Below are 25,283 nucleotides of genomic sequence, written 5' to 3'. Positions count from 1 at the left end.
GCCTGTCAGTCCACCGTGGCGCCCGAGGCCTTGACCACCGGCGCCCAGCCTTCCACTTCCGACTTGATGAATTGGCCGAATTCGGCCGGCGTGGTCTTCACGCCCACGGCACCCAGCTTTTCGAAGCTGAGCTGCACCTCGGGCTTGTCCAGCGCCTTGACCATGGCGGCGTTCAGCTTGTTGACCACCTCCGGCGGCGTGCCGGCCGGGGCGATCAGGCCGAACCACGACGAGACGTCGAAATTGGCAAAACCGGCTTCCTTCATGGTGGGCACGTCCGGCGCGCTCTTGGAACGCTCGCTGGTGGTCACCGCCAGGGCGCGCAGCTTGCCCGATTGCGCGTGCGGCCAGGCCGACGGCATGTTGTCGAACATGAACTGCACCTGGCCGCCGATCAGGTCGGTGATGGCCGGGGCGCTGCCCTTGTACGGCACGTGCAGCACGTCGATGCCGGCCTGCATCTTGAACAATTCACCGGCCATGTGGATGGACGTGCCACTGCCCGACGAGGCGAACGCCAGCTTGCCCGGGTTCTTCTTGGCGTAGGCCACCAGTTCCTGCACCGTCTTGACCGGCACCTGGGGATTGACCACCAGGATGTTCGGTACCTTGGCGCCCAGCGCCACGGGAGTGAAGTCCTTCGTCAGGTCGAACGTGACGTTCTTGTACAGCGTCTGGTTGATGGCGCTGGTGACCGCCACGAACAGCAGCGTGTAGCCGTCCGGGGCGGCGCGCTGGACCTGGTCGGTGGCGATGTTGCTGCCGGCGCCCGGCTTGTTCTCGACCACGAACGATTGGCCCAGGGCTTCGGTGAGCTCCTTGGCCATGATGCGGGCGATCACGTCGGTGGTGCCGCCGGCGGAAAAGCCGACCACGATGCGGACAGGTTTGTCGGGGTAGGCAGCCTGGGCAGAACCCATTGCGAAAGCGCTTACGGCGGTAGCCAGCAGCGTAGCGGCAAAGCGCCGCAGACCAGGCTTTTGACCGGTAGTCATAGAGTCTCCGTGCAGATACTGTCCATTAAATGGACGTTTTGAATTATTGGATGACGCATTTTGATCTATACACGAGCGAAGCATCAAGGTAGAGTCCACGCTACGGACTATGGTTTTCCCTTGACCGTTCCGCAATAACCCCCCAAGTTTTCAGAGAGTTGCATGCAAGACAGCGATGCCGCGGCCGCAGGCCCACGCACATTGCGGCGCGGATTGGCCGTTCTGGCCGCCCTGCGGGACCAAGGGCCCGACGGGCTCAGCGTGACTGATATCGCCCGGCTTACGGGCATACAGCGTCCCACCATCTACCGGCTGCTGGCCGCCCTGCTCGATGCGGGCCTGGTGCTGCCCGTCACGGGCACCAAGAAGTACCGCGCCCAGCTGGCGGTGGACCCCGACACGCGTTCCCGCGATCCGCGGGTGCGGCAATTGCTGCCGGTGCTGCGCCGGCTGGCCGACCGCACCGGCGACGCCGTGTTCCTGGTGGTGCGCGACGACGACGATTCCATCAGCCTGCACCGCGAAATCGGCAGCTACCCGGTGCAGATCCTGGCCACCTACGCCGGCAAGCGCCAGCCGCTGGGCGTGGGATCGGGCGGCATGGCGCTGTTGGCCGCCCTGCCCGACGACGTGGCCCGCGGCATCGTCGAGCGCAACTCCAGCCGGCTGGACGAGTACGGCGGCATGACACCCCAGGAAATGTTCCGCCTGATCGAAAACACCCGCGCGCGCGGCTATTCGGTGGTGGGCAACCACGCCGTGCGCGGCGCGCTGGGCGTGGGCTGCGCACTGCTCGATGCGCAAGGCGCGCCGCTGCTCGCAGTGAGCGTCACGGCCATCATCGACCGCATGCCGGCCCAGCGCCAGCGCGAAATCGCGGGGTGGATCAAGGGCGAACTGGCGCGATTGGCAATGCAGGCCTGAGGCCGCGCCAGCCAGCCCGGCCGCGGATGCCTCATCCGCGACGCCTTTCTACGCGCAGAAAGGCCACGCAACAAAAAAGGGCGTCCGTGCCGGCACGGACGCCCTTTCTGTTTGCGCGAACCGCTCAGGCCGGAGCGCCCGTCTTGGGGTTCTGGATCTCGCGCAGCGGGATCGGCGCCTGGAAGCCGGCGGCTTCGAGGGAGCTGCGGATTTCCTGGTACAGGCCCCAGCGCAGGTCCCAGTACTTGCCTGCCTCGGCCCACACCCGCACGTTCACGATCACGCCGTTTTCCTTGTAGTCGACGACCTTCACGAGCGGCTGGGGATCTTTCAGCGCGTCCGGGCTGGCATCGACAATGCCTTGCAGCTTGGCCAGCACCGCGTTCAGGTCGTCGCCATAGCGCACCGGCACGGGGATATCCAGGCGGCGCGTCTTGTTGCGGCTGTAGTTGGTGATGGTGGCATTCCAGACCGTGCTGTTGGGCAGGGTCAGGTGGATGCCGTCGCCTTGCACGAGACGGGTCAGGAACAGGCCAACCTCTTCGACCGTGCCCTCGGCGCCGGTGCTCAGGCCCACGTATTCGCCCGCGCGCACCGGCCGCAGGATCAACAGCATGATGCCGGCCGCGATGTTCTGCAGCGTGCCTTGCAGCGCCAGGCCGACGGCCAGGCCGGCGGCGCCCAGCACCGCGATCAGGCTGGCGGTCTGCACGCCAAAGCGCGCCAGCACCGCGATCAGCGTGAAGATGCGCACCGCCCACACCACGGTGCTGTAGAACATCGGCACGATCGTCGGATCGATCTTGCTGGAACGCGTGGCGATGCGGCGCACCCAGCGGCCAAGCAGCGCCGACACCCACCAGCCGATGACCAGGATCAACAAGGCCACCAGCAGATTGATGCCCATGTCCACCAGCCTGGGGGCCCAGGCGTTGAATTCGTTCAAGGCGTCTTCCATCGTTAACGCTCCCTCGTGCAAAAAGACAGCCGAAAACTTTATCAGATGCGGCTTGCCGACAGGGCGGGATGATGCAGCCGGTGTGTCAAGCTTTGTAAGGATGCGGCGCCGCGATCCGCATGCGTGGTCGATCCCCGTCGCGGCGGCCGCCACGCATCCTACGTGGCGCCGGCGACCTTGCGAAAGTGGTTGTCCCAGGCCCGCTCGCGCGAGGGCGGCAACAGCGGATGCGCCGCGCCCGCGGCGTCGGTGCGCAGCATGGCGCCCAGGCCGCTGCTGATGAGAAAGCCGGCCGCTTGCGCAGGCGCCACGCCGCAGCCGTCGGCCAGGCGCGTCTGCCCCAGGCTGCGGCCGCTTTCGGCGTCCCAGTACAGCACCTGTCCGCCCACCGGGCTGGACGTGGCAACCACCTTGCCCGCCGCGTCCACCGCCACCGACCCGACGTAGTTGCGCATGTCGCGCAGCGCCTGCGCGGGTCCGGCGAACAGTTCCAGCGCGGCGCCGCGGCGGTGGCGGCCGACCAGCGCGGGGCGGTCGCCGGCCGGCCCCATGTACTGGCAGCCGAACCACACGCTGCCGTCCCCCGCCAGCGCCAGGTGGCGGATCGACAGGCGGTGCAGCTCGGGCGCGAGCTCGACCCGTTCCAGCAGGCGGCCGCTGGCCGCGTCGATATACGCCAGCGACGGGCGCATGGTGTCCAGGTTGAGTTCCAGCTTGCCGTAGTCGGGGTGCGTCAGGATGCCGCCGTTGGCCACGCACAGCGTCTTGCCGTCGGGCATCAATACGACTTCGTGCGGACCGATGCCGCCGCTGTCGAATTCGCCGATGCGGCGGTAGTTGCCGCCCGGCGTGGCGTCGTAGAGGCCGAGCACCCCCCGGCCGCCATCGAAGTCGTTTTCGGTGGCCGCCAGCAGGCGGGCGCCATTGAAATAGGCCCCGTGGCCGAAGAAATGCCGGTCGTCGGGCAACGGCAGTACCACCGGCGCACGCTCGCCGCGCAGGTCGAAGCCCAGCGCGAAAAAGCCGGGCTGGCGGCCAAACACCACGGCGCGGTCGCCGGCCGGGTCGATGGCAAAGCTGTGGCCGCGCGCGGGCATTGGCAGCACACGGCGGTCCTGGCCGGCGGCATCCAGCACCACCGCCTCATCGCGTCCGCCGCGTTGGCGCGCCGTGACGTACAGCGCAGCGTCGCCCGGCGATGGCGCGGCCTGCGCGCCCCCCGGCCAAGCCAGGCCGACACCGACCATGCCGCCCGTTGCAGCATTGAGTGTTCCACCGACTGTTCCACCCAGGGCCACGCTCAATCGCACGCCCAAGGCGCTTGCCGCTGCGCGCGCCAGGAAGTCGCGGCGAGCCGGTTGCGCGGGCGGCAGGCCGCCAGCCCGCCCTGCCCCGCGTGCCGAGGAACGATCAGTCGCCATCGAGCGCGTTGAATCCGATGGTGACGCCCAGCGCGGGCGCCAGGTCCTGGTCGACGATGGCCTTGGCGTTTTTCAAGGTCAGCGCCGCCAGCGCCAGTTGCCGGCGCCCCTCGGCGTCGGCCAACGCCTGCTCCAGCGGCGCGGGCACGTCGCGCAATGTCGCGGCCGCGCGGGCCAGTTCACCCAGCACCGAGCCGGCCATCCATTCACCGCCCTTGGGCAGCCCATAGCCCCCCGCGGTGTAGAACGCCGCCAGGCCGTCCAGGTTGGCGGCCAGCGTGCGCGTGCTCAGGCCGCTGCGCCAGAAGGCGGCGCGCTTGGGCCGGGCGTTGGCGGCCGAATCACCCAGCACCGGCAGGATCTTCACGTCGCGTGCGAACTGCAAGCCCGTGGACAGGGCCTTCATCGCTTCGGCCGCCACTTCCTGCGGATCGCGGTACAGGTCGTTGCCGGCCTGCGGCCGCGCGAACTGGCGACCGAAATCGCCCTGCGCGCTCCAGGCCTGGGCCACATCGCGCGACATCGCGGCCACATTGGCCGACACCGCCACGGCATAGCCGCAGGCGTAAGGGAATGTCGGCGTGCCCTGCGTGGTACCCGCCTGCTTGAGCAGCGCGGGTTCGCCATACAGCACGTATTCCAGCGCCGGCAGGCCCTGCACGGCCACGCTGCGGCCGGCCAGCGCGCCGGTCTTGAGCAACTCGGCGTCCTGCGCGGCGATCAACGCCTGCACCTGCTTGGGCATCACGCCGCGGGTGTCCGGCCAGAACGCCAGCCGTTCAAAGCGGTTGGACTGCACCAGCGGCCCGAAGCGCAGGAACTCGATGCGTGCCCACGCCTGCGCCAACCCGGCGAACGCGTCTTCGACGCGCTTGGCGCCCGCCGCGTCCGGCTTGCTGCACCAGGGACCCAGCGCACCTTCCAGTGCGCCGGCGGCCTCGGCCATGGCCGCCACCGCTGGCCGGGCGTAGCCCTGCGCCAGGCGCTCGCCCAGGTCGGCGGGCAATTCGGCGCGGGCCGCCAGCGGCCAGGCCGATGCCCCGGCCAACAACAGTGCGGCGGCCGAGGCCTTGGCCGGCAAGGACCGGCGTGCAACAGGGAATGCCATCACAGCGACTCCAGGAAACGGATGAGATCGGCGCGCTCTTCGGGCGTCATGGCCACGACGCGATCGCGCGCGGGCTGGCCCGCGCCGCCGTGCCACAACACGGCTTCGAGCAGCGTGCGGGCGCGGCCGTCGTGCAGCCAGGTGGCCGAGGGATTCACGGTCTTGGTCAGGCCGATGCCCCACAGCGGCGGCGTGCGCCATTCGCGCCCGGTCGCCTGGCCATCGGACACGCCGTCGGCCAGGTCGTCACCCATGTCATGCACCAGCATGTCGGTGTAGGGCCAGATCAGCTGGAAGCGGTGCTCGGCCTGCCTGGCGTTGCGGCTGGTGACGTACTTGGGCACGTGGCAGGCCACGCAATTGGCCTCGTAGAACAGCTTCTTGCCGGCCAGCACGCGGGCATCGTCGGCGTCGCGGCGCTGCGGCACGGCCAGGTTGGTGGAATAGACGGTGACGAAGTCCATCAGCTTGGCCGGCACTTCCTCGGGCCCGAAGCGCGGCTGCGCGCCGTGTGGCATCTTCAGGCACTGCGTCTGGGCCGGCGTACAGTCGCCGAAATGGTTGGGGAACAGCGGCGTAGACAGGCCCATGTCATTGGAGAACGCCGCCGCGCTCTGCTGCTCGACGGTCGGCTGGCCGGCCTTCAGGTTGAAGCGCCCCAGCGCCCGCGCGCCGGTGCGCGCATCGGTGACCCAGTTGGGCTTGCCCACGATACCGTCGCGCTTGTCGGCGCCCACGTTGGCCAGGATGTCGGCTTCGTGGATGGCTTCCAGCAGCCCCAGGCCGATCATCGGCGGCGCCAGGCGCGGCGACACCTGCGTGTCTTTGCGCATGGGGCCGTAGCCCAGGTTGTCGATGCGATACACGGGCTTCATCAGCGTGGCGGTTTCGCCGCCATTGAGCGTGATCGTGACCGGCGTGTATTCGATTTCCATGCGGCCTTCGGCGGGCAGGCCCGCCACCGCAAAGTTCTGCAACTGCACCCCATAGACAGGCTCGGGCAGCATCGCCAGATCACCGGGCGCGAGCTTGGGATGGCCGCGGTCCGGGCCTTGCGGCACGGCCAGGCGCAACAGCAACGCAACGGCATCAGGGCGTTCGAGGGGATCGAAACCCGGCACCGATCCCCGCCCGTCCTTGGTATGACAGGCCTGGCAGGAACGCGCGTTGAACAGCGGCCCCAGGCCGTCGGAGGCCTGCGTGGACGCGGGCGCCGAGACCCAGTCCTTGCGGAACAGGCCGTTGCCGACCTGGAATTCCTGGCGGCGCTCGAAGCTCATATTGGCCGACGGCTGCGAGAAGATGTCGGCGTTGATGAGCTTGTTGGTGGTGGTAGCGCCCGCCTGCATGGTCTCGAAGGTCTCGGCCTTGGAGAAGTCACGCGTGGGCGCCGTAATGGCGAGGACGCGTTTGAGGTCTTCGGCAGTCAGGTCATCGCGCCCGGCGGGCGCGGAGGGAGCGGCGGCGGCGCCGGCATGGGCCGACGCCGCCAGTACGGCGGCGAATACGAGCTTCACTTGAATACGGCGTCGGGTTTGTCCAGGCTGTCGGAACCTTCGATGGCGACCTTGCCCAGGTCCAGCAGCGTGATCACACGTTCCAGGCTGCGGGTCTGGTCCACCAGGCGGTCGATGGCGGCCTGCACCAGGGCGTTGCCCTCCTTGTTGCCATCCGCGATCATCTGGTCGTAGGTCTCGACCGTTTCGGCGCGAACCCTGAGCGCCTGCATGGCGGCCACGGTGGCGTCCAGCTTGGCGCGCACTTCGACGTCCAGCTTGGGGTCACGCGCCTTCACCAGTTCGGACAGGCTGGCGCCTTCCACGGTCTTGCCGTCGATGCGCGTGTACGAACCCAGGTAGACATTGCGGATGCCGATCTGGTCGTAGAAGTGCGAATTGTGGGTGTTGTCCGAGAAGCAGTCGTGCTCTTCTTCGGGATCATGCAGCATCAGGCCCAGCTTCATGCGTTCGCCGGCCAGTTCGCCGTACGACAGGCTGCCCAGACCGGTCAGCATCGCGATCAGGCCGGCCTTGGGGTCTTCTTCGACGGCCTTGCGCGCGGCGCCGTCCTTTTTCCAGTTGCCCACCATTTCTTCCAGGTCGGTCACCAGCAGGTCGGTCACGGCCTTCAGGAATTCGATGCGGCGTTCGCAGTGGCCGCCGGTGCACTGCTTGGGATCGAAGTCCGTGTGCGGGCGGTTGCCGGCGTGGCGTTCCTGCGGCGTGCCCTTGCGGTCGGCCGGCGCCGGACCGGTGCCGTTCAGGTCCTGGCCCCACAGCAGGAATTCGATGGCGTGGTAACCCGTGGCCACGTTGGCTTCGTTGCCGTCGGCCTCGTGCAGCACTTCGGACAGCAGTTGCGGCGTGATCTTGCTGACGTCGACGGTCTTGCCGCCCACCGAGATCTTGGAATTGGCGATGACGTTGACCGCATAGTAGGCGTTCTCGTCGTTTTCGGTGCCGTAGGACGCGTCGACGTAGTCGATCAGGCCTTCATCCAGCGGCCACGCGTTCACACGGCCTTCCCAGTCATCGACGATGGGGTTGCCGAAGCGGTAGGCCTCGGTCTGCTGGTAGGGTACGCGTGCGGCCAGCCAGGCGTCGCGGGCGGCCTTGAGCGTTTGCTCGCTGGGCTTGGATACCAACGCATTGATGGCGTCGCGCAGCGTCTTGGCAGCGGTCAGCGAATCTTCGTAGCCTGCCAGCGCCAGATCCGAATAGGTGGCAACCACGGCCTTGGGCTGCACCGCGGCGTGCGCCGTTCCCCCGAACACCGCGGCCGCCAGCACCGCTCCCAACAACAACTTGCGCATCGACATTCTCCCGTAACTCGAATGGGTTCCGCCCCGCGGCGGCCCCATTCACACTTGAATTTTGTGGATGCGAGTGTAAACAATTTTCGTTTGATATTCAGCCCAAAGTCAGATACCTGACGTTTTGCCGAATGAATTCACCGGGATTTGCCCCTTTCCAAACGAAAAAAGGGCCCGGAATCCGGGCCCTGTCGCGGGGCCGGGGCCTGCCCGGCCCCGGCGCGGCGTCAGCGTTGCAGCGGCGACTTGGCCGTTTCCTTGGCGGCCAGCACCGCGATGGCGGTGACCAGCAGCGCGGCGGCGACGTACAGCGAGATCGCCAAGGTGGAGTTCCACGACTTGAACAGGCTGGCGATGATCAGCGGCGCAAAGCCCCCGCCGACGATGCCGGCCAGCGTGTAGGCCAGCGACGACCCCGCGTAGCGCACCCGGCCCGGGAACTGTTCGGTGATGAAGGCGGCCTGGGGGCCGTACATCATCGCGTGGATCAACAGGCCCACGACCACGGCAGCGCAGATGGCGATGGGATGCGCAGTGTCCATCAACGTGAAGAAGACAAACGCCCACACCATGCCCAGCGCCGCCCCGGCCAGGTACACCGGGCGACGCCCGATCTTGTCCGACAGATGGCCGAACAGCGGCACGGCCACGGCGTTCAATGCCGCGCCCAGCATGGTCGCGGTCAGCGCCATGGGCCGCGACAGGTGCAGCACCGTCGTCACGTAGGTCAACGTGAACACCACCACCAGCGCGTACAGCACATCCGAGCCGATGCGCGAGCCCCCGGCCACCAGCAACTGGCGCCAGTGCTGGCCCAGCACGTCCTTGATGGGCGTGCTGGCGGTTTCGCGCTTCTGTTCCATTTCGAGGAACACCGGCGTTTCTTCCACGCCGCGGCGCAGCCACAGGCCGAACAGCACCAGCGCCACGCTGGAAATGAACGGCACGCGCCAGCCCCAGGCCTGGAATTCCTCGGGGCTGAGCCAGGCCGAGATCACGGCGATGAAGCCGGTGCCGATCAGCGTGCCGCACGACGGCCCGACCTGCGTGAACGAGGCATTGCGGCCACGTTGGTCGGGCTTGCCGTGTTCCATCGACAGCAGCACCGCGCCGGCCCATTCGCCGCCCAGCGCCACGCCCTGGATGAAGCGCAAGGCCACCAGCGCCACCGGCGCCCACACGCCCCAGCTGGCGTAGGTGGGCAGCATGCCCATCATGCCGGTCGAGATGCCCATGATCACCAAGGTGGCGACCAGCACGAACTTGCGGCCCAGGCGATCGCCCAGATGGCCGAACACGAAGCCGCCCAGCGGCCGCGAGACGTACCCGACCGCATAGGTCGAGAACGCCAGGATGGTGCCCGTCAGCGGATCGAACGACGGAAAGAAGATCGAATTGAAGACCAGCGCGGCCATCAGGTTGTAGATGGTGAAGTCGTACCACTCCAGCGTGGTGCCGACCGAGCTGGCCATGGCCAGGCGTTTCATCTTGTCCGGCGAGGCCGACGGATGCGCGCAGGCCGGCGCATGCAGCGTGTTTTCAGCCATTGTGTTTCCCCAAGTGTGATGTGTGAATGACGCCGCGTGTCAACGCAGGTCGGCGGCCGCCAGCTTCCAGCCCAGCGCCAGCAGCCAGGCGTCGGCGGCGCGCGCGCCCAACGCCGCGGCCGCCGCGTCGGCCAGCGCCCGGGCCGCGTCGGCCGTACTGGCCTCGACGACGAAGAGCGGGTCCAGGCGGCGGTTCTCAGTCGATTCGCGCGGCAGCGGACCGCTCAGGGCGGCGTCCGGCGCCAGCAGGTACGACTGCACGAAGCCGTCGGTCTTGGCCAGCGTGGCGCCCGCTTCGGCGGCACGGGTCGCCAGCGCGCCGGCGTCACCGCCGAACACCAGCGGCAGCACCGCGATGTGGCTGCCGCTGCCAAAGCCGGTCACGGCCTGCACGGCGCAGACGCGGCGCATCGGGTCGCGCATGCGGTCCAGGTTGGCCACCGACCACGGCGTCTGGCGTTCGAACGCCGCGCGGTAGTCGGCGGTGGTGAAGGCGCCCAGCGATTCCGTGCGGTACAGGCCCAGGTACTTGCGGCCACCCGACAGCGAGAAATAGCGCGCGCCCGACAGGAAGCCCGGGATGCGCACGCGCTCTTCGACGTGCTCGCGGTCGTACCAGCGGTTGAAATCGGTTTCGAACGCGGGATCGACGTCGCAGGCGACGAACAGCATCCCGTTGGGCGGCAGCGTGGAAGACGTGTTGGCTTGGCTCATGGCAAGAAGAAAAACCCTTCGGTTGCAGAAGGGGGTCATCTTCGGCCGACTGGCCTTTCCAAGCCAAACGAGTAATTTTTCGCGGCGGCAACAGAATTACTGAAAGCCCACCTAGGGATAACTCTATTGCGCCGAACCAAATTTGGGCTGAGCGACCGACGCGGTGTACTGGTCCGACGCCCGGCTGGCCAGTTCGGCCACCAGGCGGATGGCGTCCGACCCGGCGCCTTCCAGGTAGCTCACCACCAGCAATTGCGGCGGCACCGGCATGTCGCTGCGAATCACCTGCATCTCGCCGCGCGCCACGTATTCATGGATGGGCGGCAGCGGCACCAGCGCGCGGCCGAAGCCGCTGCGCACCAGCCGCGCCAGCGCCGAGATCGAGCTGACGCAGTGCACCTTGCCCAGCGGGATGCCGGCCTCGCGGAACAGGTTCTTCAAGGCCTCGTGCGGCTGCGAGCCGGGGCTCATGGTCAGCACGGGTTCGCTCAGCAGTTGCTGCACCGTGAGTGATTCCTCGTCGCCTGCCGGGCCGACCCAGCCCATTTCCATCGGCAGGCACGGCGTGCTGATGACGCCGGTGTCCGTCAGCAGGTCGGTCTGGAAGGCGATGTCCAGCGTGCCTTCGCGCAGGCCGCGATGCAGCGCGCGGGTGGTTTCGGACGTCAGCTGCACCTCGATGCCCGGATAGGTGGATCGCAGATTGGTCAGAAAGCCGATCAGCCAGGTATGCACCACGGTCTCGATGGCGCCGATGCGCACCAGGCCGAAGACTTCGTCGCCGGTGCGGCCCAGCGACAGGATCTGTTGGCGCAGTTCGAGCAGGCGCTCGCCGTAATCCAGCAAGCGCGTGCCCACGGCCGTCAGCCGCAGCTCTTTGGCATCGCGTTCGAACAGCCGCGCGCCGATGTCTTCTTCGAGCGAGGCAATGCGGTTGGCCACTGCGGCCTGGGTGATGTGCAGGCGGTCGCTGGCCGCACGGAAACTGCCCAGGCGGGCGGACCACAGAAATGCTTCGACAAAACGGGTATTCATATCCACGTGGCGGCACGCCCGGCGGCGCGCCCCCTTTCCTAGAACGCCAAGGCGGCAAGCCTTGATCCGCCCACATCCTACCGCGCCTGGGGCCGGGCGGACGCCCTGCGCGCCTGCCCGCCCCGTCACGGTGCCTGCCATGCACCAACGTGGTTCATGCCGCGCCCCGAGGCGGGTCGCGCCAACGCGTTACGCCAGGAAACAGTGCCATGTTCACGAGTTGGCACGGGTCTTGCTTGTCTGCTGGTATGCAAGCTTGTCTACAAGCGCCCATCTCGCCAACCAGGAGTACCGCATGACCGACCGCCCCGCGCCCTTTGCCTTCAACGCCACCCGCCGCAAGCTGATGCAAGGCGCTGCGCTGGGCGCCGCCGCGCTGGCCGCGCCCGCGCTGGTGCGCGCACAGTCGGGCCCGACGATCCGCATCGGCTACTGGCCGGTGGCGGCCGGGCTGCCGTTCTACGCCGCCATCGAAAAGGGCTACTTCAAGGAAGCCGGCCTGAACGTCGAGCCGCTCAAGTTCGCCGGGGCGCAGCAGGTCATGGAAGCCATGCTGGCCGGCCGCGCCGACGGCAGTGCCAACGGCACCGGCTCGGCCAACCTGGCCATCGGCGAGATCGCCTCGCCCGGCCTGTTCAAGATTTTCGCGTCCAACCCCAGCAACGCCAAGAACGTGCTGGACGAGTTCATTGTCGCGAAAGACAGTCCCATCCAATCCATCGCAGACCTCAAGGGGAAAAAGGTCGGTTCTGGACCCGGCATCCAGAATGCCACGCTGGCCAAAGCAGTGCTGGAGCGCGCCGGCGCAACCGGGGCAACCGTGGTCGAGTTGGCGATCAGCCAGCACGTCGCCGCGGTTGCCGCCGGCCAGTTGGACGCGTGCTACACGCTGGAACCCACGGGCACGGTCGGCCGCCTGAACGGCACCACCCGCGTGCTGGAAGCAGGCGTGATCGCCAAATACGTGCTGGGCGATCCGATGGCGCCCTGGTTCGGCGGGTCGGCCTCGCTGACCACCGCGTTCCTGAAAAAGCATCCCGAGGAAAGCAAGAAATTCATCGCCGCATACGCCCGCGGCATCGAACTGATCCGCACCAAACCGGACGAGGCGCGCCCCTTCATGAAGGGCTACACCGCCATCGAAGGCCCCATGACCGAAGCCGTGCCGCTGGCCGCCTACACGCTCTACAACGAGTTCACCCCCGGCGACATCCAGTACTTCCAGAAGTTCTTCGACCTGTTCGCCGACAAGGGCATCTTCGCGCAGAAGGTCGACGTGGCCTCGATGCTGTACAAGGGCTGAGCCATGGATGCGATCAACGCCAACCGCGCGGTCAACGCGCCGGCCGCCGCGGCCACGGCGGCCGGCGCGCCCGCGTCGCGCCCGCCGCGCAAATGGACCGCCGCACGCCTTCTGCCGCTGATCGGCCCGCTGGCGCTGTACGTGGTGTGGGACCTGGTGGTGCGCCTGCAACTGGTCAGCCCCGTGCTGCTGCCTACCCCGGGCGCCACGCTGGTGGCGCTGGCCAAGGGCATGGCGGGCGGCCCGCTGCTGGGCGACTTCCTGGCGTCCGTCAGCCGCACGTTGCAGGCCTTCGTGATTGCCGGGGTGATCGGCGTGCCGCTGGGCGTGCTGCTGGGCAGCAATGAAAAGGCCTACCGCAGCGTGGAGTTCCTGGTGGACTTCTTTCGCTCGACGCCGTCGTCCGCACTGATCCCGCTGTTCCTGATGATCTTCGGCGTGACCGACATGAACAAGATCGCCATCGCCGCCTTCGCGGCCGTGCTGGTGATCCTGTTCAACAGCGCCTACGGCGTCATCAACGCCCGCAAGCAGCGGGTGATGGCGGCGCGGGTCATGGGCGCCTCGCGCTGGCAGATCTTCAAGGACGTGCTGATCTGGGAAAGCCTGCAGCCGACCTTCGTGGGCCTGCGCAGCGGCGTGTCGATGGCGTTGGTCATCGTCATCGTGGCCGAGATGTTCATCGGCTCGGACAGCGGGCTGGGCAATCGCATCATCAATGCCCAGCAGGTGCTGAACGTACGCGACATGTACGCGTCGATCCTGGCCGCGGGCGCCCTGGGCTACGTGCTCAACATTCTCTTTCTGGTGCTGGAAAAGCGCGTGGTCCACTGGAGCGGCCGATAACCATGTCCACCGTCATCAACCCCGTCATCGCCCCTGCCCCCGCGCCCGCGCCATTCGAGCCGGGCCCGGCCGGCACGCACATCACGATCCGCGGCCTGACCAAGTACTTCGCCGGCTGGCCGCTGTACGAAAACTTCAACCTGGACATTCCCAAGGGCAAGATCGTCTCGGTGTTCGGGCCCAACGGCTGCGGCAAGTCCACCCTGATCAACATGATCGCGGGCCTCATCCCCATCGACGCCGGCGAGATCCTGTTCGACGGCAAGTCGCTGGCGCAGACCAAGATCGGCTACGTCTTCCAGAACTACCGCGAAGCCATGTTCCCGTGGCTGCGCACCATCGACAACATCGCCTATCCGTTGCGGCTGGAAGGCCGCAGCAAGGCCGAGGTCGATGCCCGGGTGGAAGAACTGGTGGCGTCGTTCGACGTCAAGTTCGATCTCAAGCGCTACCCGTATGAACTGTCCGGCGGACAGCAGCAGACCGCCTCGATCATGCGGGCGCTGGCCCCGGGACCCGAAGTGCTGTTCCTGGACGAGCCCTTTTCCGCGCTGGATTTCGAGATGACGCTGTTCATCCGCGAAAAGCTGCAGGAAGTCTTCATGCAGACCGGCACCACCATGCTGCTGGTCTCGCACGATCTGGAAGAAGCCGTGTACCTGGCCGACCAGGTGTTGCTGCTGACCAAGCGCCCGACCCGCGTGGCCGAAATCCTGGACTACACCGACGCGCGTCCGCGCACCGTCGACACCCTGTCCGAACCCAGCTTCATCGGCATGAAGAAACTGAGCCTGGAGATCTTCCAGCGCGAAGTGCGCCGCTGATCGAACCCACCCATTGCCGGAGAATCCGCCATGACCCAGGAAACCATCGACCAATACGTCCGCAGCGCGCTGGCGCTGTCGGGCTATGCACTGCGCGACGCGGACACGGCCGACGTCGTGCAGCAGTTCTCGCGCATCCACGACATCGCCGCGACGTTCATCGACGAGGCCTTGCCGGTGGAGTTGGAATCGGCATCGGTGTTCCGCCCGTGAACAGCGCCGTCCTGGACATTGCGCGGCAGGTACAGCGCGGCGAACGCAGCGCCGTGGCGGTGCTGGAAGCCACGTTGGCGCGCGTGCGCGACCTTGACCCGCACTACAACTGCTTTACCGCCGTGCTCGAGGCCCGCGCCCGCGCTGAAGCCGCCGCCATCGACGCCCGCCGTGCGCGCGGCGAGACCCTGCCGCCGCTGGCAGGCGTGCCCTATGCGGTCAAGAACCTGTTCGACGTCGCGGGCGTAACCACGCTGGCCGGCGGCCGCGTCAATGCCGGCAACCCGCCCGCGACGCACGACGCGACGTTGGTGGCGCGCCTGCGCGACGCCGGCGCCGTGCTGGTGGGCGCGCTGAACATGGACGAACACGCCTACGGCTTCACCACCGAAAACACCTTCTACGGCGCCTGCCGTAATCCACACGACACCACCCGCATCGCGGGCGGATCGTCGGGCGGCAGCGCCGCCGCAGTCGCGGGCGGTCTGGTGCCGCTGACGCTCGGTTCGGATACCAATGGCTCGATCCGCGTGCCCGCATCGCTGTGCGGCGTGTTTGGCCTGAAGCCCACCTTCGGCCGATTGGCGCGCACGGGATCGTATCCCTTCGTCGGCAGCCTGGACCATCTTGGGCCCTTTGCCGCCGACACGGCCAGCCTGGCCGCGGCCTACGACGCGCTGCAAGGCCCGGACCCCGACGACACCGCCTGCGCCCAACGCATCGCGGAACCCACGCTGGCCGGCCTGGCATCGGACCGGCCGCTGCGCGTGGGCGTGCTGGGCGGCTACTTCGCCCACTGGACCGGCCCCGAGGCCCGCCTGGCGGTGGACATCGCCGCCCGTGCGCTGGGCGCCGTCGATACCGTGGAACTGGCCGGCGCCGAACAGGCCCGCGCCGCGGCCTTCATCATCACGGCGGCCGAAGGCGGCGCGCTGCATCGCCGCCGGCTCACCACGCACTACGACCAATATGAACCGCATTCCCGCGCCCGCCTGGTGGCCGGCAGCCTCGTGCCGGCGGCCTGGGTACAACAGGCACAGCGCATCCGCCAGCGCGTCTACCGCGAAGCGCTGGCGCGGTTCGAGCACTACGACGTGCTGATCGCCCCTGCTACGCCCGTGCCCGCCACCGTCATCGGCACCGACAGCCTGACGCTGGCCGGCCGCACCCTGCCCGCACGCGCCAGCATGGGCCTGTTGACCCAGCCCATCTCGTGCCTGGGCCTGCCGGTGTGCGCCGCGCCGACCTGGCCCGGCAACGGCAGCGAGGCACACCTGCCGCTGGGCGTGCAATTGATCGCCGCGCCGTGGCGCGAAGCCGACTGCCTGCTGGCCGCACGCAGGCTGGAGCAGGCCGGCGCGGCCGGCGCGCGCGCCGTCACGGCCGCCCCACGAGCGGCCACGCAAGCGACCGCAAATGTCTCGTCACAGGCTGCGGCATAAATCCGCCCACCGACCGTCACTCCAGGCCCAGACATGGACTCCCCTTTCGCCGTCCTCGACACCCCCCGCAATCTGGCCGACGCGGCCTACGGCACGCTCAAGCGCGACATCCTGGATTTCCGGCTGGCGCCCGGCGACCGCTTCACCGAAACCGAAATCGCCGACCGCCTGCGAGTCAGCCGCACCCCGGTGCGCGAAGCGCTGTTCCGCCTGGAGCGCGAGGGCTACCTGGAGGTACGCCAGCGCAATGGCTGGCTGGTCAAGCCGCTGGACTTCGACACGCTGGATCACTTCTATGAGCTGCGCCGGGTGCTGGAAACGGCAGCGGTTCGCGCGCTGTGCGCGCCCGGGCAGATCCCCGATCCGCTCCGTCCGCTGCAACCGCTGGTGGATACCTGGCTGGTGGACGAGAGCCAGCATTCCCGGGACGGCGAATGGCTGGCCGACCTGGACGAACGCTTTCACATGGACCTGGTCGCCGCGGCCGGCAACCCCGAGATCGCGCGGGTACACCGCGCCGCCACGGAACGCATCCGCATCGTGCGGCGGCTGGATTTCACGCAACCCGACCGCATTGCCCGCACCTATGCCGAACATGGCGCGATCCTGACCGCCATCCTGCAGCGCGATGCCGCGCGGGCGACCGCGCTGCTCGAAGCCCATATCGGCGACAGCCAGGCCGCGGTGCGCAAGATCACGCTGCACCGCATGTATGCCACCCGCCGCGCGCAGGCGGCGTAGGCTCTCGCATGGCCTGCCCCAGCGCACGGCTCAAGGCCCGGGCGCCGCATGCGGCGCCCGCAACACCCCGGCCAGGCTCAGCGGGGGCGCAACCAGCGATCCAGCCTGCGCGTGACGAACGGGATACAGAAATACACCATCACGGGCGTCAACGCCACGCTGGTGATCAGCGCACGCCAGAAGACCGGCAGCGACGTCAGGTGCTCGCTGACCAGCAGCGAAAACGCCAGCAGCACCGGAAAGTACGCCAGCCAGATGCTGACCGCCTGCTTCCAGCGCGGCGGCGCGCGATGGCTTTGCGGGCCGAACCACGCGTCCATGCCGCTGACGCGGCGCGCATGGCTGGCGCGTACCAGGTTGGCGCCGCGTTCCAGCCACATGCGGCGCGGCAGGGATTTTTCCCAGCGCGACAGGCTGGCCTCGTCGTTGAACCGCAGCACGATCTGGTACTGGTCGCCGCCCTCGGGCGGTTGCAGCACGCCCGATCCCAGAAAGCCGGGAAAGCCGGCAGCCAGGATTTCGCCCTGGCGCATCCAGGACAGGAAATCGCCGTAGCGTTCGGGCGTGATATGACGGGTGACCAGCATGGTGACCGGGGCGGAAACAGCGGAACTGGACATGGCGGAACTCCTGGGGCAGCGTGCAGCGTGTTATGCAGTGTTTACCCTAGCAAGCCGCGTGCCAGCCTTGCGGTGCAGCATTCGCCCCGCAAGAGGCCGGGCGCCAGGCTTTCGCCGACAAATTGCGCACCGCAGCAGACACCATATTGGTGATTACCCTAAATAACGCACCATCACGGTGCATTCATTGTCAGGAATCCGATGGACATCAACCTGCCCGACGTCGTCGCCGACGTCACTGCCGCCTTCGCCCGCTATGAAACCGCCCTGGTCAACAACCAGGTCGAGGTGCTGGACGAGCTGTTCTGGAACAGCCCCCACACCCTGCGCTACGGCGCCGGGGAAAACCTGTACGGCTACGACGCCATCCGCGCCTTTCGCGCAGGCCGTTCACCGCAAGGACTGGCGCGCCGCGTGCTGCGCACGGCGATCACCACCTATGGCCGGGATTTCGCCACCACCAACATCGAATTCCAACGCGACGGCAGCGACCGCATCGGCCGCCAGAGCCAGACCTGGATGCGCACGCCCGACGGCTGGCGCGTGGTGTCGGCCCACGTCAGCCTGATGGCGGGGTAAGCCACACGCGGGATCAACGGGCCCGACGCAGGCCAGGCCACCCCATAACCTTATTGGGCCGCCGGCATTGAGCCGTCATGAGGACAGGTCTACACTGGACTTCCCCTAGTCCCCTGGAGCACCTGCCCCATGAGCACCTACAAGATCGCTGTCTTCGTCGGCAGCCTGCGCGCCGCGTCGATCAACCTGCGCCTGGCCCGTGCGCTGGAAAAACTGGTACCCGCGGACTTCAAGTTCGATTACGTCAGCCTGGGCGATGTGCCCCTGTACAACCAGGACAACGAGAACAACCTGCCCGCCCCCGCCGCCAAGCTCAAGCAGCAGATCCTGGACGCCCAGGGCATCCTGTTCGTGTCGCCCGAGCACAATCGCTCGTTGCCCGCCGCCGTCAAGAACGCGATCGACTGGGGCTCGCGTCCGTGGGGCCAGAACTCCTGGACCGGCAAGGCCGTGGGCATCGTGGGCACCTCGCCCAGCGCCGCCGGCACCGCCCTCATGCAGCAGCACCTGCGCAACATCCTGGCCGCCGAAGGCGCCGTCGCCCTGACCACGCCGGAAGTCTTCTTGCAGTACACCGAAGGCCTGGTCGACGACCAGTACACCATCACCAACGAAGGCACGCGCAAGTTCCTGCAAGGCTGGATCGACCGCTACGTGGACTGGGTCAAGAAATTCAACGCCTGATCGCCGCCGTTGCCGGAGCCGGGGCGCCTCCCCGTCCGGCACAGATCGCCCGCTTACCTCCGGGCGATCAAGCCCCCCGCTACGTCGGGGGGCTTTTTTTTATGGGCGATTCTTATCCCCCTCAACTGTGGAAAAGCTTGAGGACAGGTGGCGGGCAGTCTCGAAAAACCGTGTGGAGGCAAGCACTTGCGATCACCGGTCAAAAAATGCGCAATCGTCCTTTTGGCTGATTTTTTGGCCACTTATCCACCGCCACAAGGATGAATCGGGCATCCTCGGCCGCGAGCGCGGCCCGTTGTGCATTTGTCCCAGCATTCTGTGGACAAGCATGAGGACAGTCTGAGGGCAGGTGCGGAATTCCCTTGCGCATCAATGACCTGCAAGGGGTGGTCAAGAAAGGCCCAAATGGGCAGGAAGGGGCGCCAGGTTGTCCCCGGGAAATGTGGATAAGGCTGAGGACAGCCTGCGGGCAGAGGTGAAAATCCCTTTTGAGCCAAGGACTTGCGCAATGCGGGCAATAAACGCTCAACCTCGGGCCGCGGCCGCCCTGGCGGACCGCCCAGCCGGCGACAGCCCGGCGCGGCCCAGGCTTGTCCCCATCGAATGTGGACAAGCCTCTGAACAGCCGCATAACAAGCTGAAAAACTCCTTACCCAACAACCACTTGGAAGGGGTGCTCAAAAAAAGAGCACCCTCCCCGTCAGCCTTCGTTGCCTTCCAGGCGCATGCCGATCTTCAATCCGACCTGCCAGTGGGCCACCTTGCCGTCCTTGATGTGGCCGCGCACCTCGGTGACTTCGAACCAATCCAGGTTGCGCAGGGTTTCGGATGCGCGCGCGATGGCCTGGGTGATGGCGTCGTCGGTGGACTTGGTGGAAGAGCCCACCAATTCGATCTGCTTGTAGACATGGTTCGACATAGCTCGTCTCCGGTGTAGAGGGGGTGAGTCGCGAATCGTCGGCCGTGCGCGATGTTCCGGCGCTTACGACCGGCAATCCATTCGAACACCCAGGATACCCGCTGCGCGCTAGAGTGGTGTTACGAGTTCCGACGTCCGCGGCCTCGGTCGCGGCCCGCCACTCGCTTTTCGCAACCGCTAGCAAGGAGGTCTCGTCATGCCAGAACGAAAAACCCTGCAACGCGCCGCGCGCGACAAGCAGCAAGGCAAATCCGCATCCACCCAGGCCGGCGAATTCGTCCGCGAGGAAATCGACCGCGTCCGCCAAGGCAAGCACGGCGTGCGCTCGACCAAGCAGGCCATCGCCATCGGCCTGTCGCAGGCGCGCCGCGCCGGTGTCGACCTGCCGGCCCCCAAGAAAGCCAGTGCAGCGACGCGGCGCAAAGCCGAACAGGACAGCCAGGCCGCCCATGACGGCCACGTCAAGTCCGCCACACGCGCCCGCGCCACCACCCGAGCCCTGAAAAAGGAAAGCCCCCGGCCGGCCGCGAAGGCCGCGTTGTCGCGCCACGCCAGCAAGACGGCCGCGTCGCGCACGGCTGCGGACCGCTCGGCCGCCGCGAAGAAGGCGGCCGCGACCAAGGGCGCGGCGGGACGCTCGGCTGCCGCCAGGAAAGCAGCGCGGACCCGCGCGGCCAATGCCCGGGCGGCCGCGCATCACTGAGGCGCCGCGGCGTGGCTGGGCAATGCCTGCCGGGGGTTCACGGCCCCGTGTCGACGCCCGCTTCAAAGTCGCGCAAGCGCGCCTGCAGGAACTCGCGCAAGCGCTTGACCGTCGGCGACAGCAGCATGCGGTGCACGCACAAGAGGTACAGCGGCGACGGCTCGCTGCCGTAGTCGGACAATGCCTCGACCAGCCGGCCGGCGCGCAAATCGGCCAGCACGTCGTAGCGCGACTTGTAGGCCACGCCGTGTCCAGCCAACGCCCAGCGCCGCACCAGGTCGCCGTCGTCGCCGACGCGATCCCCCTTGACCGGCACCACTTGGCTGGCGCCGCCGCGCTCGAACGTCCAGCGGTCGTGCAGCGATTCGCCCAGCACGAAGCACAGGCAATTGTGGCGACGCAGATCCGCCGGCGCCTGCGGCACGCCATGGCGCGCGAAATACGCGGGCGAGGCGCACACCACCCGGCGGTTGTGCTCGCCCAGCGGCAGCGCCACCAGGCTGGAATCGTTGGGCGTGCCGTAGCGCAGGGCAATATCGACCGGTTGCCGGTACAGGTCGGCCAGCCTGTCGCTGATACGCACCTGGAAGCTCACGCGCGGATGCCGCAGCTGGAATGCGTCGAGCCAGGGCAGCAGCACATGGCGCCCCAGGTCAGACGGAATCGACACCGACAAGGTGCCGGAAATCGCCGTCTTGTCGCGCGCCAGCGCATTCTGGCCCGCCTGCAGGGTCGACAGCGCGGCCCGGGCGTATTCCAGGTAGCGCTCGCCGTCGCTGGTCAGGCGCAGGCTGCGGGTGGACCGCACGAACAGCCGCGTTTCCAGCGTCAGCTCCAGCCGTTTGAGCGCCGCGCTGGCCACCGCGGGCGTCAGGTCCAGCTCGCGTGCCGCCGCCGAAAAACTGCCGTGATCGGCCGCCGCGACAAAGATCCGCAGGTCTTCAAACCGAAGCATGATGGACTCATTTTCAAAAAATTATTGAAACTGAGTCCGATGCTAGCCGGTTTTTCATTGTTCGCGGACAGGTAATCATGGCCACACCCCCGAACCTGCAATGGAGTCCCCCATGAACATCGAACTCAACGGCAAGAAGGCCCTGGTCACCGGATCGTCCGGCGGCATCGGCCTGGCCATCGCCCAGGGCCTGGCCGAAGCCGGCGCGCAAGTCGTGCTGCACGGCCGCAATGCCGACAAGCTCAAGCACGCCGCCGACGCCATCGTGCGCCAGCACCCCGGCGCCCAGGTCAGCACCGTGCAGGCCGACATCGCCACCGCCGACGGCGCCGCCTCGATCTGCGCCGCGCATCCCGACATCGACATCCTGGTCAACAACGCCGGCTTTTTCGAACCCAAGTCGTTCACGGAAATCACCGACGACGACTGGCAGACCATGCTGGACACCAACGTCATGAGCGGCGTGCGCCTGTCGCGTTACTACCTGCCGCGCATGCTGGCCGCCAACTGGGGGCGCATCGTCTTCATCTCCAGCGAATCGGCCCTGCACATTCCCACCGAAATGATCCACTACGGCGTCAGCAAGACCGCGCTGCTGGCCGTGTCGCGCGGCCTGGCGGAATTGACCGCCGGCACCGGCGTCACCGTCAACGCGGTACTGCCCGGCCCCACCCGGTCCGAAGGCGTGGCCGACTTCTTTGCCGAGATGGCCAAGGAACAGGGCGTGTCGCAAGACCAGATGGAACGCGACTTCATCGCCCAGCACCGCCCCACCTCGCTGCTGCGCCGGCTGGCCACGGTGGAAGAAGCCGCCAACATGGTCGTGTACGCCTGCTCGAAACAGGCCTCGGCCACCAACGGCGCCGCGCTGCGCGTGGATGGCGGCGTGGTGCGCACCATCGCCTGATATTCCGTTCACGCTCGTCGGGGCCCTTGCCGCCGCGGCCCCGGCCTCGCCCTGTTTCCAGACCCCTGACTGATCTATCGAGCCCCCATGAAAGCCATCGCCTACTTCCAGAACCTGCCCGCCGCCGATCCCCAATCGCTGCAGGACATCACCGCTGCCGATCCCGTGCCCGGCGACCACGACCTGCTGGTCGAGGTCAAGGCCATCTCCGTCAACCCGGTGGACGTGAAGATCCGCGCCAACCGCAAGCCCAAGGACGGCCAGCCCGAGATCATCGGCTGGGACGCCGCCGGCATCGTGCGCGCCGTCGGCGCCAAGACCAGCCTGTTCAAGCCCGGCGACCGCGTCTGGTATGCCGGTGCCCTGACACGCCCCGGCGCCAACAGCGAACTGCACGTGGTGGACGAACGCATCGTCGGCCGCATGCCGCAAAGCCTGGACTTCGCCCAGGCCGCCGCCCTGCCCCTGACCACCATCACCGCCTGGGAACTGCTGTTCGACCGCCTGCGCGTGCTGGACAACGCCGCCCCCAGCCAGGGCACCTTGCTGGTCATCGGCGCGGCGGGCGGCGTGGGATCCATCCTGGTTCAATTGGCCCGCCAGCTGACCGGCCTGACCGTCATCGGTACCGCGTCCCGGCCTGAAACCCAGGCCTGGGTGCGCGAACTGGGCGCCCACCACGTCATCGACCACAGCCAGCCGCTGACCGAAGAACTCAAGCGCATCGGCTATCCGCAGGTGAGCTTCATTGCCGGCCTGAACCAGACCGACAAGCACTTCGCGCAGATGGCCGAGGCCATCGCCCCACAAGGCAAGATCGCCTTGATCGACGACCCCGCGGCCATCGACGTGCGCCTGCTCAAGGGCAAGTCGGCCTCACTGCATTGGGAATTCATGTTCGCGCGGCCCCTGCACGGCACGCCCGACCTGATCGCCCAGCACGAACTGCTGAACCAGGCCGCACGGTTGATCGACAACGGCACCCTGCGCACCACGCTGGGCGAACACTACGGCAAGATCAACGCCGAAAACCTGCGGCGCGCGCACGCCTTCATCGAAAGCGGCAAGGCCCAGGGCAAGGTGGTGCTGGAAGGCTTCTGACACCCCACCCGCCCGTTTCGGCACCGCCGCGGGCGGTTCCTGAAAAAAATAGGACGGGTGTCTCGCATTGCCGTAAAGAAAGAGGTACAAACTCGACTGCGCGCGACGGGCTTTCGGCCTGTCGCCGCGTTTTCGGGAGTCTGCTCTGATCTGTCACCTGTTCGGCCAAGCCGCGGAACCCATGCTGTGGGGCATGGTGGCGTTCGCCTTGCTGATGCTGCGGCTGGTCCCCCTGCAAGGGTGGAAAGCGGCCGTCGTCGCCGGGGTCACCGCCGGCCTGGTGTTCGACACCATCCAGTTCCGGGTCGGCCCGCCGCGCATGTGGGATGCGCTGGTGCTGGGATCGGTGCTGGCGGCGCTGCTGGTGGCCGCCGTGCTGGAAGGGTTGTTCCTGCTGCTGCAACGGGTGCGCGCCCGCAGCCTGCGTTCCCGGACCTGACTGCACGCCGCCGGGTTCGCTTCGCACGGCCGTCGGGCCGCTGCGATCACCCGCCCAGCGATCGCGCGCGCCGCGCCCCTTCTGGACTCAGACTTGGCCTTCCCGCTTGGCGCGAGCATGCGGGTCGCGGATTTCGGCTTCCAGCTCAGCGATCAGCCAATCGAACCAGCCATTCTCGGTGCGCGCATACACCACCGCGGACGGCGTCTTGCCTTCGCGCCAGCCAGGCTGATGCGCATCCATCCAGGCGGACAGGCTCTTGTGCGGCGCCAGCAGGCCGGATAGCCACGACCACACGTATTCCGGCACGTTGCGCCGAAAGCCCTTGGCGCTGGCGTAGATCGTCGGCTCGAGCGGCAGGTTGCCCGAGCGGGCCAGCTTGGCCTGGACCCGGCGCAGCGTCTCGGCCGCGGCCTGCAATTGTTCGGTGCTGAGCTTTTTCACGTAACGCCTCCTGGACTGGTTTTGCCGGATTATCGCCGTAGCAGCGGGCGCTTGCCAGCGGACATTCACACCGGCCGGCAGATTCAACGGGGCGGTTGCAGCGCCAGCAGCAGCGTCGCGCTGAACCGCGCGCCCGGCTCCAGCACTTGCAGGCCGGTACGAGTGTCACCCGCTGCCGCCAGATTGAAGGCATCCGCCACGTTGGTCACGGGTTCAACGCACAGGAACGACGAGCCCGGCGCCGTGTACACCACCAGATGCGCGAAGGCCGGATCGGCGTGCAGCGCCAGTTCGTGTCCATCCGGCCAATGCAGCGTGGCGCGTCCGCCCCATTGCGACAGATAGGTATCGCAGCCCGCGGCCGACCAGCCCAGCTCACGCACATGGGTGGTCTGGCTGCCGGTGGGCAGGCCATCGGCATCCGCCGGCCAGTGGCGGCGCGCATGCAGCGCCACCCGCTCGGCCGTGAAATACGGATGAATGCCGCAGCCGAACGGCATCGGTGAATCGCCTTTGTTGATCATCAGCAGCGTCAGCGACAGGCCGCGCGAGTCCAGCCGATAACGCTGCACGCATTCAAATGCCCACGGCCAGCCCAGCACGCCGGCGGGCTGATCCAGCACCAGATCCACCGCATCGTCGGCCAGGTGACGTACCTGCCAGGCCTGGTACAAGGCGCTGCCGTGAATGGCTTGCGGCCGTCCCGGCAACGACTGCAAGGGATGCCGTGCACCGTTGAAAGTGAAGACGCCATCGCGCACCCGGTTGGAATACGGCGCCAGCGGATAGGAACCCGCGCGCGGCCACTTCGCGGGCGGCCATTCGGATTCGGCCAACGGCACGATCCAGTCGTGCGCGTCGGTCGACAGGCGCGTCAGGCGCCCGCCACCACCCGGCGCGAACTCGGCGCGATGGGGGCCAAAAGCAATCGTCACCCGCTCGCTGGCATCCAGCGGCGCGGGAAAAGGCAGGTCGGACATCGGGGGCTCCCGCGGCGCTGCAACGGCCGCGTGGCGCCATTGTGCATGTCCGGGTCTGACGGGGGCAAG

General features: G+C 67.5%; 27 protein-coding genes. 13 read left to right on the top strand and 14 right to left on the bottom strand.

Annotation, left to right across the window (positions count from 1 at the left end; all coding sequences use genetic code 11):
• Positions 1 to 5 precede the first annotated feature (5 nt).
• The gene (locus AC6LJ2_RS01990) at positions 6 to 995 is read right to left on the bottom strand and encodes a Bug family tripartite tricarboxylate transporter substrate binding protein (protein WP_498150631.1); all 990 of its coding nucleotides are present in this window, start codon (positions 993 to 995) and stop codon (positions 6 to 8) included.
• Positions 996 to 1,157: 162 nt separating this feature from the next.
• Here AC6LJ2_RS01990 and AC6LJ2_RS01985 point away from each other — a divergent pair, with 162 nt between their 5' ends.
• The gene (locus AC6LJ2_RS01985; RefSeq protein ID WP_263912092.1) at positions 1,158 to 1,919 is read left to right on the top strand and encodes an IclR family transcriptional regulator; all 762 of its coding nucleotides are present in this window, start codon (positions 1,158 to 1,160) and stop codon (positions 1,917 to 1,919) included.
• A 124-nt stretch (positions 1,920 to 2,043) separates the two neighbouring features.
• Here the strand turns inward: AC6LJ2_RS01985 and AC6LJ2_RS01980 are convergent, their stop codons facing one another.
• From AC6LJ2_RS01980 to AC6LJ2_RS01945, 8 genes are all read right to left on the bottom strand, one after another.
• On the bottom strand, positions 2,044 to 2,877 hold the full coding sequence (locus AC6LJ2_RS01980) for a mechanosensitive ion channel family protein (RefSeq protein ID WP_263912093.1): 834 nt from the start codon (positions 2,875 to 2,877) through the stop codon (positions 2,044 to 2,046).
• Positions 2,878 to 3,035: 158 nt separating this feature from the next.
• Positions 3,036 to 4,124: a DUF1513 domain-containing protein gene (locus tag AC6LJ2_RS01975; protein WP_498150635.1), complete on the bottom strand. Its 1,089-nt coding sequence runs from the start codon at positions 4,122 to 4,124 to the stop codon at positions 3,036 to 3,038.
• A gap of 163 nt (positions 4,125 to 4,287) precedes the next feature.
• Positions 4,288 to 5,406, bottom strand: a complete 1,119-nt coding sequence (locus tag AC6LJ2_RS01970; RefSeq protein WP_498150630.1) for an imelysin family protein — start codon at positions 5,404 to 5,406, stop codon at positions 4,288 to 4,290.
• Positions 5,406 to 6,923 (bottom strand): di-heme oxidoreductase family protein, encoded by a 1,518-nt coding sequence (locus AC6LJ2_RS01965; protein ID WP_498150629.1) that lies wholly within the window; start codon positions 6,921 to 6,923, stop codon positions 5,406 to 5,408. The genes AC6LJ2_RS01970 and AC6LJ2_RS01965 overlap by 1 nt, the downstream gene beginning before the upstream one ends.
• Complete coding sequence (locus AC6LJ2_RS01960) at positions 6,920 to 8,218, bottom strand: imelysin family protein (protein WP_498150628.1); 1,299 nt, start codon at positions 8,216 to 8,218, stop codon at positions 6,920 to 6,922. Before AC6LJ2_RS01960 ends, AC6LJ2_RS01965 begins: the two co-directional genes overlap by 4 nt.
• A gap of 227 nt (positions 8,219 to 8,445) precedes the next feature.
• Complete coding sequence (locus tag AC6LJ2_RS01955; RefSeq protein ID WP_445657112.1) at positions 8,446 to 9,765, bottom strand: MFS transporter; 1,320 nt, start codon at positions 9,763 to 9,765, stop codon at positions 8,446 to 8,448.
• 39 nt (positions 9,766 to 9,804) lie between these two features.
• Positions 9,805 to 10,479: a hypothetical protein gene (locus tag AC6LJ2_RS01950; RefSeq protein WP_498150627.1), complete on the bottom strand. Its 675-nt coding sequence runs from the start codon at positions 10,477 to 10,479 to the stop codon at positions 9,805 to 9,807.
• A 123-nt stretch (positions 10,480 to 10,602) separates the two neighbouring features.
• Positions 10,603 to 11,514: a LysR family transcriptional regulator gene (locus AC6LJ2_RS01945; RefSeq protein ID WP_263912105.1), complete on the bottom strand. Its 912-nt coding sequence runs from the start codon at positions 11,512 to 11,514 to the stop codon at positions 10,603 to 10,605.
• Positions 11,515 to 11,809: 295 nt separating this feature from the next.
• Between AC6LJ2_RS01945 and AC6LJ2_RS01940 the strand changes: the two genes are divergently transcribed.
• The 6 genes from AC6LJ2_RS01940 to AC6LJ2_RS01915 are packed head-to-tail and all read left to right on the top strand — an operon-like array spanning position 11,810 to position 16,883.
• The gene (locus tag AC6LJ2_RS01940; protein WP_498150626.1) at positions 11,810 to 12,817 is read left to right on the top strand and encodes an ABC transporter substrate-binding protein; all 1,008 of its coding nucleotides are present in this window, start codon (positions 11,810 to 11,812) and stop codon (positions 12,815 to 12,817) included.
• Positions 12,818 to 12,820: 3 nt separating this feature from the next.
• On the top strand, positions 12,821 to 13,663 hold the full coding sequence (locus AC6LJ2_RS01935) for an ABC transporter permease subunit (RefSeq protein WP_263912109.1): 843 nt from the start codon (positions 12,821 to 12,823) through the stop codon (positions 13,661 to 13,663).
• Positions 13,664 to 13,665: 2 nt separating this feature from the next.
• Positions 13,666 to 14,487: an ABC transporter ATP-binding protein gene (locus tag AC6LJ2_RS01930; RefSeq protein WP_263912110.1), complete on the top strand. Its 822-nt coding sequence runs from the start codon at positions 13,666 to 13,668 to the stop codon at positions 14,485 to 14,487.
• A gap of 30 nt (positions 14,488 to 14,517) precedes the next feature.
• Entirely contained in the window at positions 14,518 to 14,700 is a 183-nt protein-coding gene (locus AC6LJ2_RS01925) for a DUF4089 domain-containing protein (RefSeq protein WP_263912111.1), read from the top strand.
• A complete protein-coding gene (locus tag AC6LJ2_RS01920) occupies positions 14,697 to 16,142 on the top strand; it encodes an AtzE family amidohydrolase (protein WP_498150625.1) in 1,446 nt (481 codons plus the stop codon). The genes AC6LJ2_RS01925 and AC6LJ2_RS01920 overlap by 4 nt, the downstream gene beginning before the upstream one ends.
• Before the next feature lie 33 nt (positions 16,143 to 16,175).
• Positions 16,176 to 16,883: a GntR family transcriptional regulator gene (locus AC6LJ2_RS01915; protein ID WP_498150624.1), complete on the top strand. Its 708-nt coding sequence runs from the start codon at positions 16,176 to 16,178 to the stop codon at positions 16,881 to 16,883.
• 77 nt (positions 16,884 to 16,960) lie between these two features.
• Here the strand turns inward: AC6LJ2_RS01915 and AC6LJ2_RS01910 are convergent, their stop codons facing one another.
• Positions 16,961 to 17,503, bottom strand: a complete 543-nt coding sequence (locus tag AC6LJ2_RS01910) for an antibiotic biosynthesis monooxygenase (RefSeq protein ID WP_263912114.1) — start codon at positions 17,501 to 17,503, stop codon at positions 16,961 to 16,963.
• A gap of 201 nt (positions 17,504 to 17,704) precedes the next feature.
• On the opposite strand from AC6LJ2_RS01910, the gene hpxZ reads away from it, so the two are divergent.
• Together hpxZ and AC6LJ2_RS01900 are read left to right on the top strand one after the other, a co-directional pair.
• The gene (gene hpxZ / locus AC6LJ2_RS01905) at positions 17,705 to 18,082 is read left to right on the top strand and encodes an oxalurate catabolism protein HpxZ (RefSeq protein ID WP_263912115.1); all 378 of its coding nucleotides are present in this window, start codon (positions 17,705 to 17,707) and stop codon (positions 18,080 to 18,082) included.
• A 129-nt stretch (positions 18,083 to 18,211) separates the two neighbouring features.
• Entirely contained in the window at positions 18,212 to 18,766 is a 555-nt protein-coding gene (locus AC6LJ2_RS01900) for an NADPH-dependent FMN reductase (protein WP_263912116.1), read from the top strand.
• Between the two features lie 700 nt (positions 18,767 to 19,466).
• Here AC6LJ2_RS01900 and AC6LJ2_RS01895 read toward each other — a convergent pair.
• Positions 19,467 to 19,685, bottom strand: coding sequence for a dodecin (locus tag AC6LJ2_RS01895; RefSeq protein WP_025138019.1), 219 nt, complete (start codon positions 19,683 to 19,685; stop codon positions 19,467 to 19,469).
• A gap of 196 nt (positions 19,686 to 19,881) precedes the next feature.
• Between AC6LJ2_RS01895 and AC6LJ2_RS01890 the strand changes: the two genes are divergently transcribed.
• Positions 19,882 to 20,388, top strand: coding sequence for a DUF6496 domain-containing protein (locus AC6LJ2_RS01890; RefSeq protein WP_498150623.1), 507 nt, complete (start codon positions 19,882 to 19,884; stop codon positions 20,386 to 20,388).
• Between the two features lie 37 nt (positions 20,389 to 20,425).
• On the opposite strand, the gene AC6LJ2_RS01885 is transcribed toward AC6LJ2_RS01890, so the two are convergent.
• On the bottom strand, positions 20,426 to 21,343 hold the full coding sequence (locus AC6LJ2_RS01885) for a LysR family transcriptional regulator (RefSeq protein WP_263912120.1): 918 nt from the start codon (positions 21,341 to 21,343) through the stop codon (positions 20,426 to 20,428).
• 112 nt (positions 21,344 to 21,455) lie between these two features.
• Here AC6LJ2_RS01885 and AC6LJ2_RS01880 point away from each other — a divergent pair, with 112 nt between their 5' ends.
• The 3 genes from AC6LJ2_RS01880 (at position 21,456) to AC6LJ2_RS01870 (ending at position 23,790) form a co-directional block, all read left to right on the top strand.
• Positions 21,456 to 22,250 carry an SDR family NAD(P)-dependent oxidoreductase gene (locus AC6LJ2_RS01880; protein WP_498150622.1) on the top strand — a complete coding sequence of 265 codons (795 nt, stop codon included), beginning with the start codon at positions 21,456 to 21,458 and terminating at the stop codon, positions 22,248 to 22,250.
• An 87-nt stretch (positions 22,251 to 22,337) separates the two neighbouring features.
• A complete protein-coding gene (locus AC6LJ2_RS01875) occupies positions 22,338 to 23,351 on the top strand; it encodes a zinc-binding alcohol dehydrogenase family protein (protein WP_498150621.1) in 1,014 nt (337 codons plus the stop codon).
• Between the two features lie 181 nt (positions 23,352 to 23,532).
• Entirely contained in the window at positions 23,533 to 23,790 is a 258-nt protein-coding gene (locus AC6LJ2_RS01870) for a hypothetical protein (protein ID WP_263912123.1), read from the top strand.
• A gap of 87 nt (positions 23,791 to 23,877) precedes the next feature.
• On the opposite strand, the gene AC6LJ2_RS01865 is transcribed toward AC6LJ2_RS01870, so the two are convergent.
• Positions 23,878 to 24,234: a hypothetical protein gene (locus tag AC6LJ2_RS01865; protein WP_498150620.1), complete on the bottom strand. Its 357-nt coding sequence runs from the start codon at positions 24,232 to 24,234 to the stop codon at positions 23,878 to 23,880.
• A gap of 83 nt (positions 24,235 to 24,317) precedes the next feature.
• On the bottom strand, positions 24,318 to 25,214 hold the full coding sequence (locus AC6LJ2_RS01860; protein ID WP_263912125.1) for an aldose epimerase family protein: 897 nt from the start codon (positions 25,212 to 25,214) through the stop codon (positions 24,318 to 24,320).
• Positions 25,215 to 25,283 lie beyond the last annotated feature (69 nt).

Source organism: Achromobacter sp. 1014246743 (genome assembly GCF_059760725.1).
The sequence above is the reverse complement of the archived record's forward strand: the minus strand, read 5'-3'. Positions and strand labels throughout refer to the sequence as shown.

Bases quoted from the DNA above. Each gene is read 5' to 3' on its own strand.
- AC6LJ2_RS01990 (WP_498150631.1), bottom strand. From the start codon at position 995: ATGACTACCGGTCAAAAGCCTGGTCTGCGGCGCTTTGCCGCTACGCTG.
- AC6LJ2_RS01985 (WP_263912092.1), top strand. From the start codon at position 1,158: ATGCAAGACAGCGATGCCGCGGCCGCAGGCCCACGCACATTGCGGCGC.
- AC6LJ2_RS01980 (WP_263912093.1), bottom strand. From the start codon at position 2,877: ATGGAAGACGCCTTGAACGAATTCAACGCCTGGGCCCCCAGGCTGGTG.
- AC6LJ2_RS01975 (WP_498150635.1), bottom strand. From the start codon at position 4,124: ATGGTCGGTGTCGGCCTGGCTTGGCCGGGGGGCGCGCAGGCCGCGCCA.
- AC6LJ2_RS01970 (WP_498150630.1), bottom strand. From the start codon at position 5,406: ATGGCATTCCCTGTTGCACGCCGGTCCTTGCCGGCCAAGGCCTCGGCC.
- AC6LJ2_RS01960 (WP_498150628.1), bottom strand. From the start codon at position 8,218: ATGCGCAAGTTGTTGTTGGGAGCGGTGCTGGCGGCCGCGGTGTTCGGG.
- AC6LJ2_RS01955 (WP_445657112.1), bottom strand. From the start codon at position 9,765: ATGGCTGAAAACACGCTGCATGCGCCGGCCTGCGCGCATCCGTCGGCC.
- AC6LJ2_RS01950 (WP_498150627.1), bottom strand. From the start codon at position 10,479: ATGAGCCAAGCCAACACGTCTTCCACGCTGCCGCCCAACGGGATGCTG.
- AC6LJ2_RS01945 (WP_263912105.1), bottom strand. From the start codon at position 11,514: ATGAATACCCGTTTTGTCGAAGCATTTCTGTGGTCCGCCCGCCTGGGC.
- AC6LJ2_RS01940 (WP_498150626.1), top strand. From the start codon at position 11,810: ATGACCGACCGCCCCGCGCCCTTTGCCTTCAACGCCACCCGCCGCAAG.
- AC6LJ2_RS01935 (WP_263912109.1), top strand. From the start codon at position 12,821: ATGGATGCGATCAACGCCAACCGCGCGGTCAACGCGCCGGCCGCCGCG.
- AC6LJ2_RS01930 (WP_263912110.1), top strand. From the start codon at position 13,666: ATGTCCACCGTCATCAACCCCGTCATCGCCCCTGCCCCCGCGCCCGCG.
- AC6LJ2_RS01925 (WP_263912111.1), top strand. From the start codon at position 14,518: ATGACCCAGGAAACCATCGACCAATACGTCCGCAGCGCGCTGGCGCTG.
- AC6LJ2_RS01915 (WP_498150624.1), top strand. From the start codon at position 16,176: ATGGACTCCCCTTTCGCCGTCCTCGACACCCCCCGCAATCTGGCCGAC.
- AC6LJ2_RS01910 (WP_263912114.1), bottom strand. From the start codon at position 17,503: ATGTCCAGTTCCGCTGTTTCCGCCCCGGTCACCATGCTGGTCACCCGT.
- hpxZ (WP_263912115.1), top strand. From the start codon at position 17,705: ATGGACATCAACCTGCCCGACGTCGTCGCCGACGTCACTGCCGCCTTC.
- AC6LJ2_RS01900 (WP_263912116.1), top strand. From the start codon at position 18,212: ATGAGCACCTACAAGATCGCTGTCTTCGTCGGCAGCCTGCGCGCCGCG.
- AC6LJ2_RS01895 (WP_025138019.1), bottom strand. From the start codon at position 19,685: ATGTCGAACCATGTCTACAAGCAGATCGAATTGGTGGGCTCTTCCACC.
- AC6LJ2_RS01890 (WP_498150623.1), top strand. From the start codon at position 19,882: ATGCCAGAACGAAAAACCCTGCAACGCGCCGCGCGCGACAAGCAGCAA.
- AC6LJ2_RS01885 (WP_263912120.1), bottom strand. From the start codon at position 21,343: ATGCTTCGGTTTGAAGACCTGCGGATCTTTGTCGCGGCGGCCGATCAC.
- AC6LJ2_RS01880 (WP_498150622.1), top strand. From the start codon at position 21,456: ATGAACATCGAACTCAACGGCAAGAAGGCCCTGGTCACCGGATCGTCC.
- AC6LJ2_RS01875 (WP_498150621.1), top strand. From the start codon at position 22,338: ATGAAAGCCATCGCCTACTTCCAGAACCTGCCCGCCGCCGATCCCCAA.
- AC6LJ2_RS01870 (WP_263912123.1), top strand. From the start codon at position 23,533: ATGCTGTGGGGCATGGTGGCGTTCGCCTTGCTGATGCTGCGGCTGGTC.
- AC6LJ2_RS01860 (WP_263912125.1), bottom strand. From the start codon at position 25,214: ATGTCCGACCTGCCTTTTCCCGCGCCGCTGGATGCCAGCGAGCGGGTG.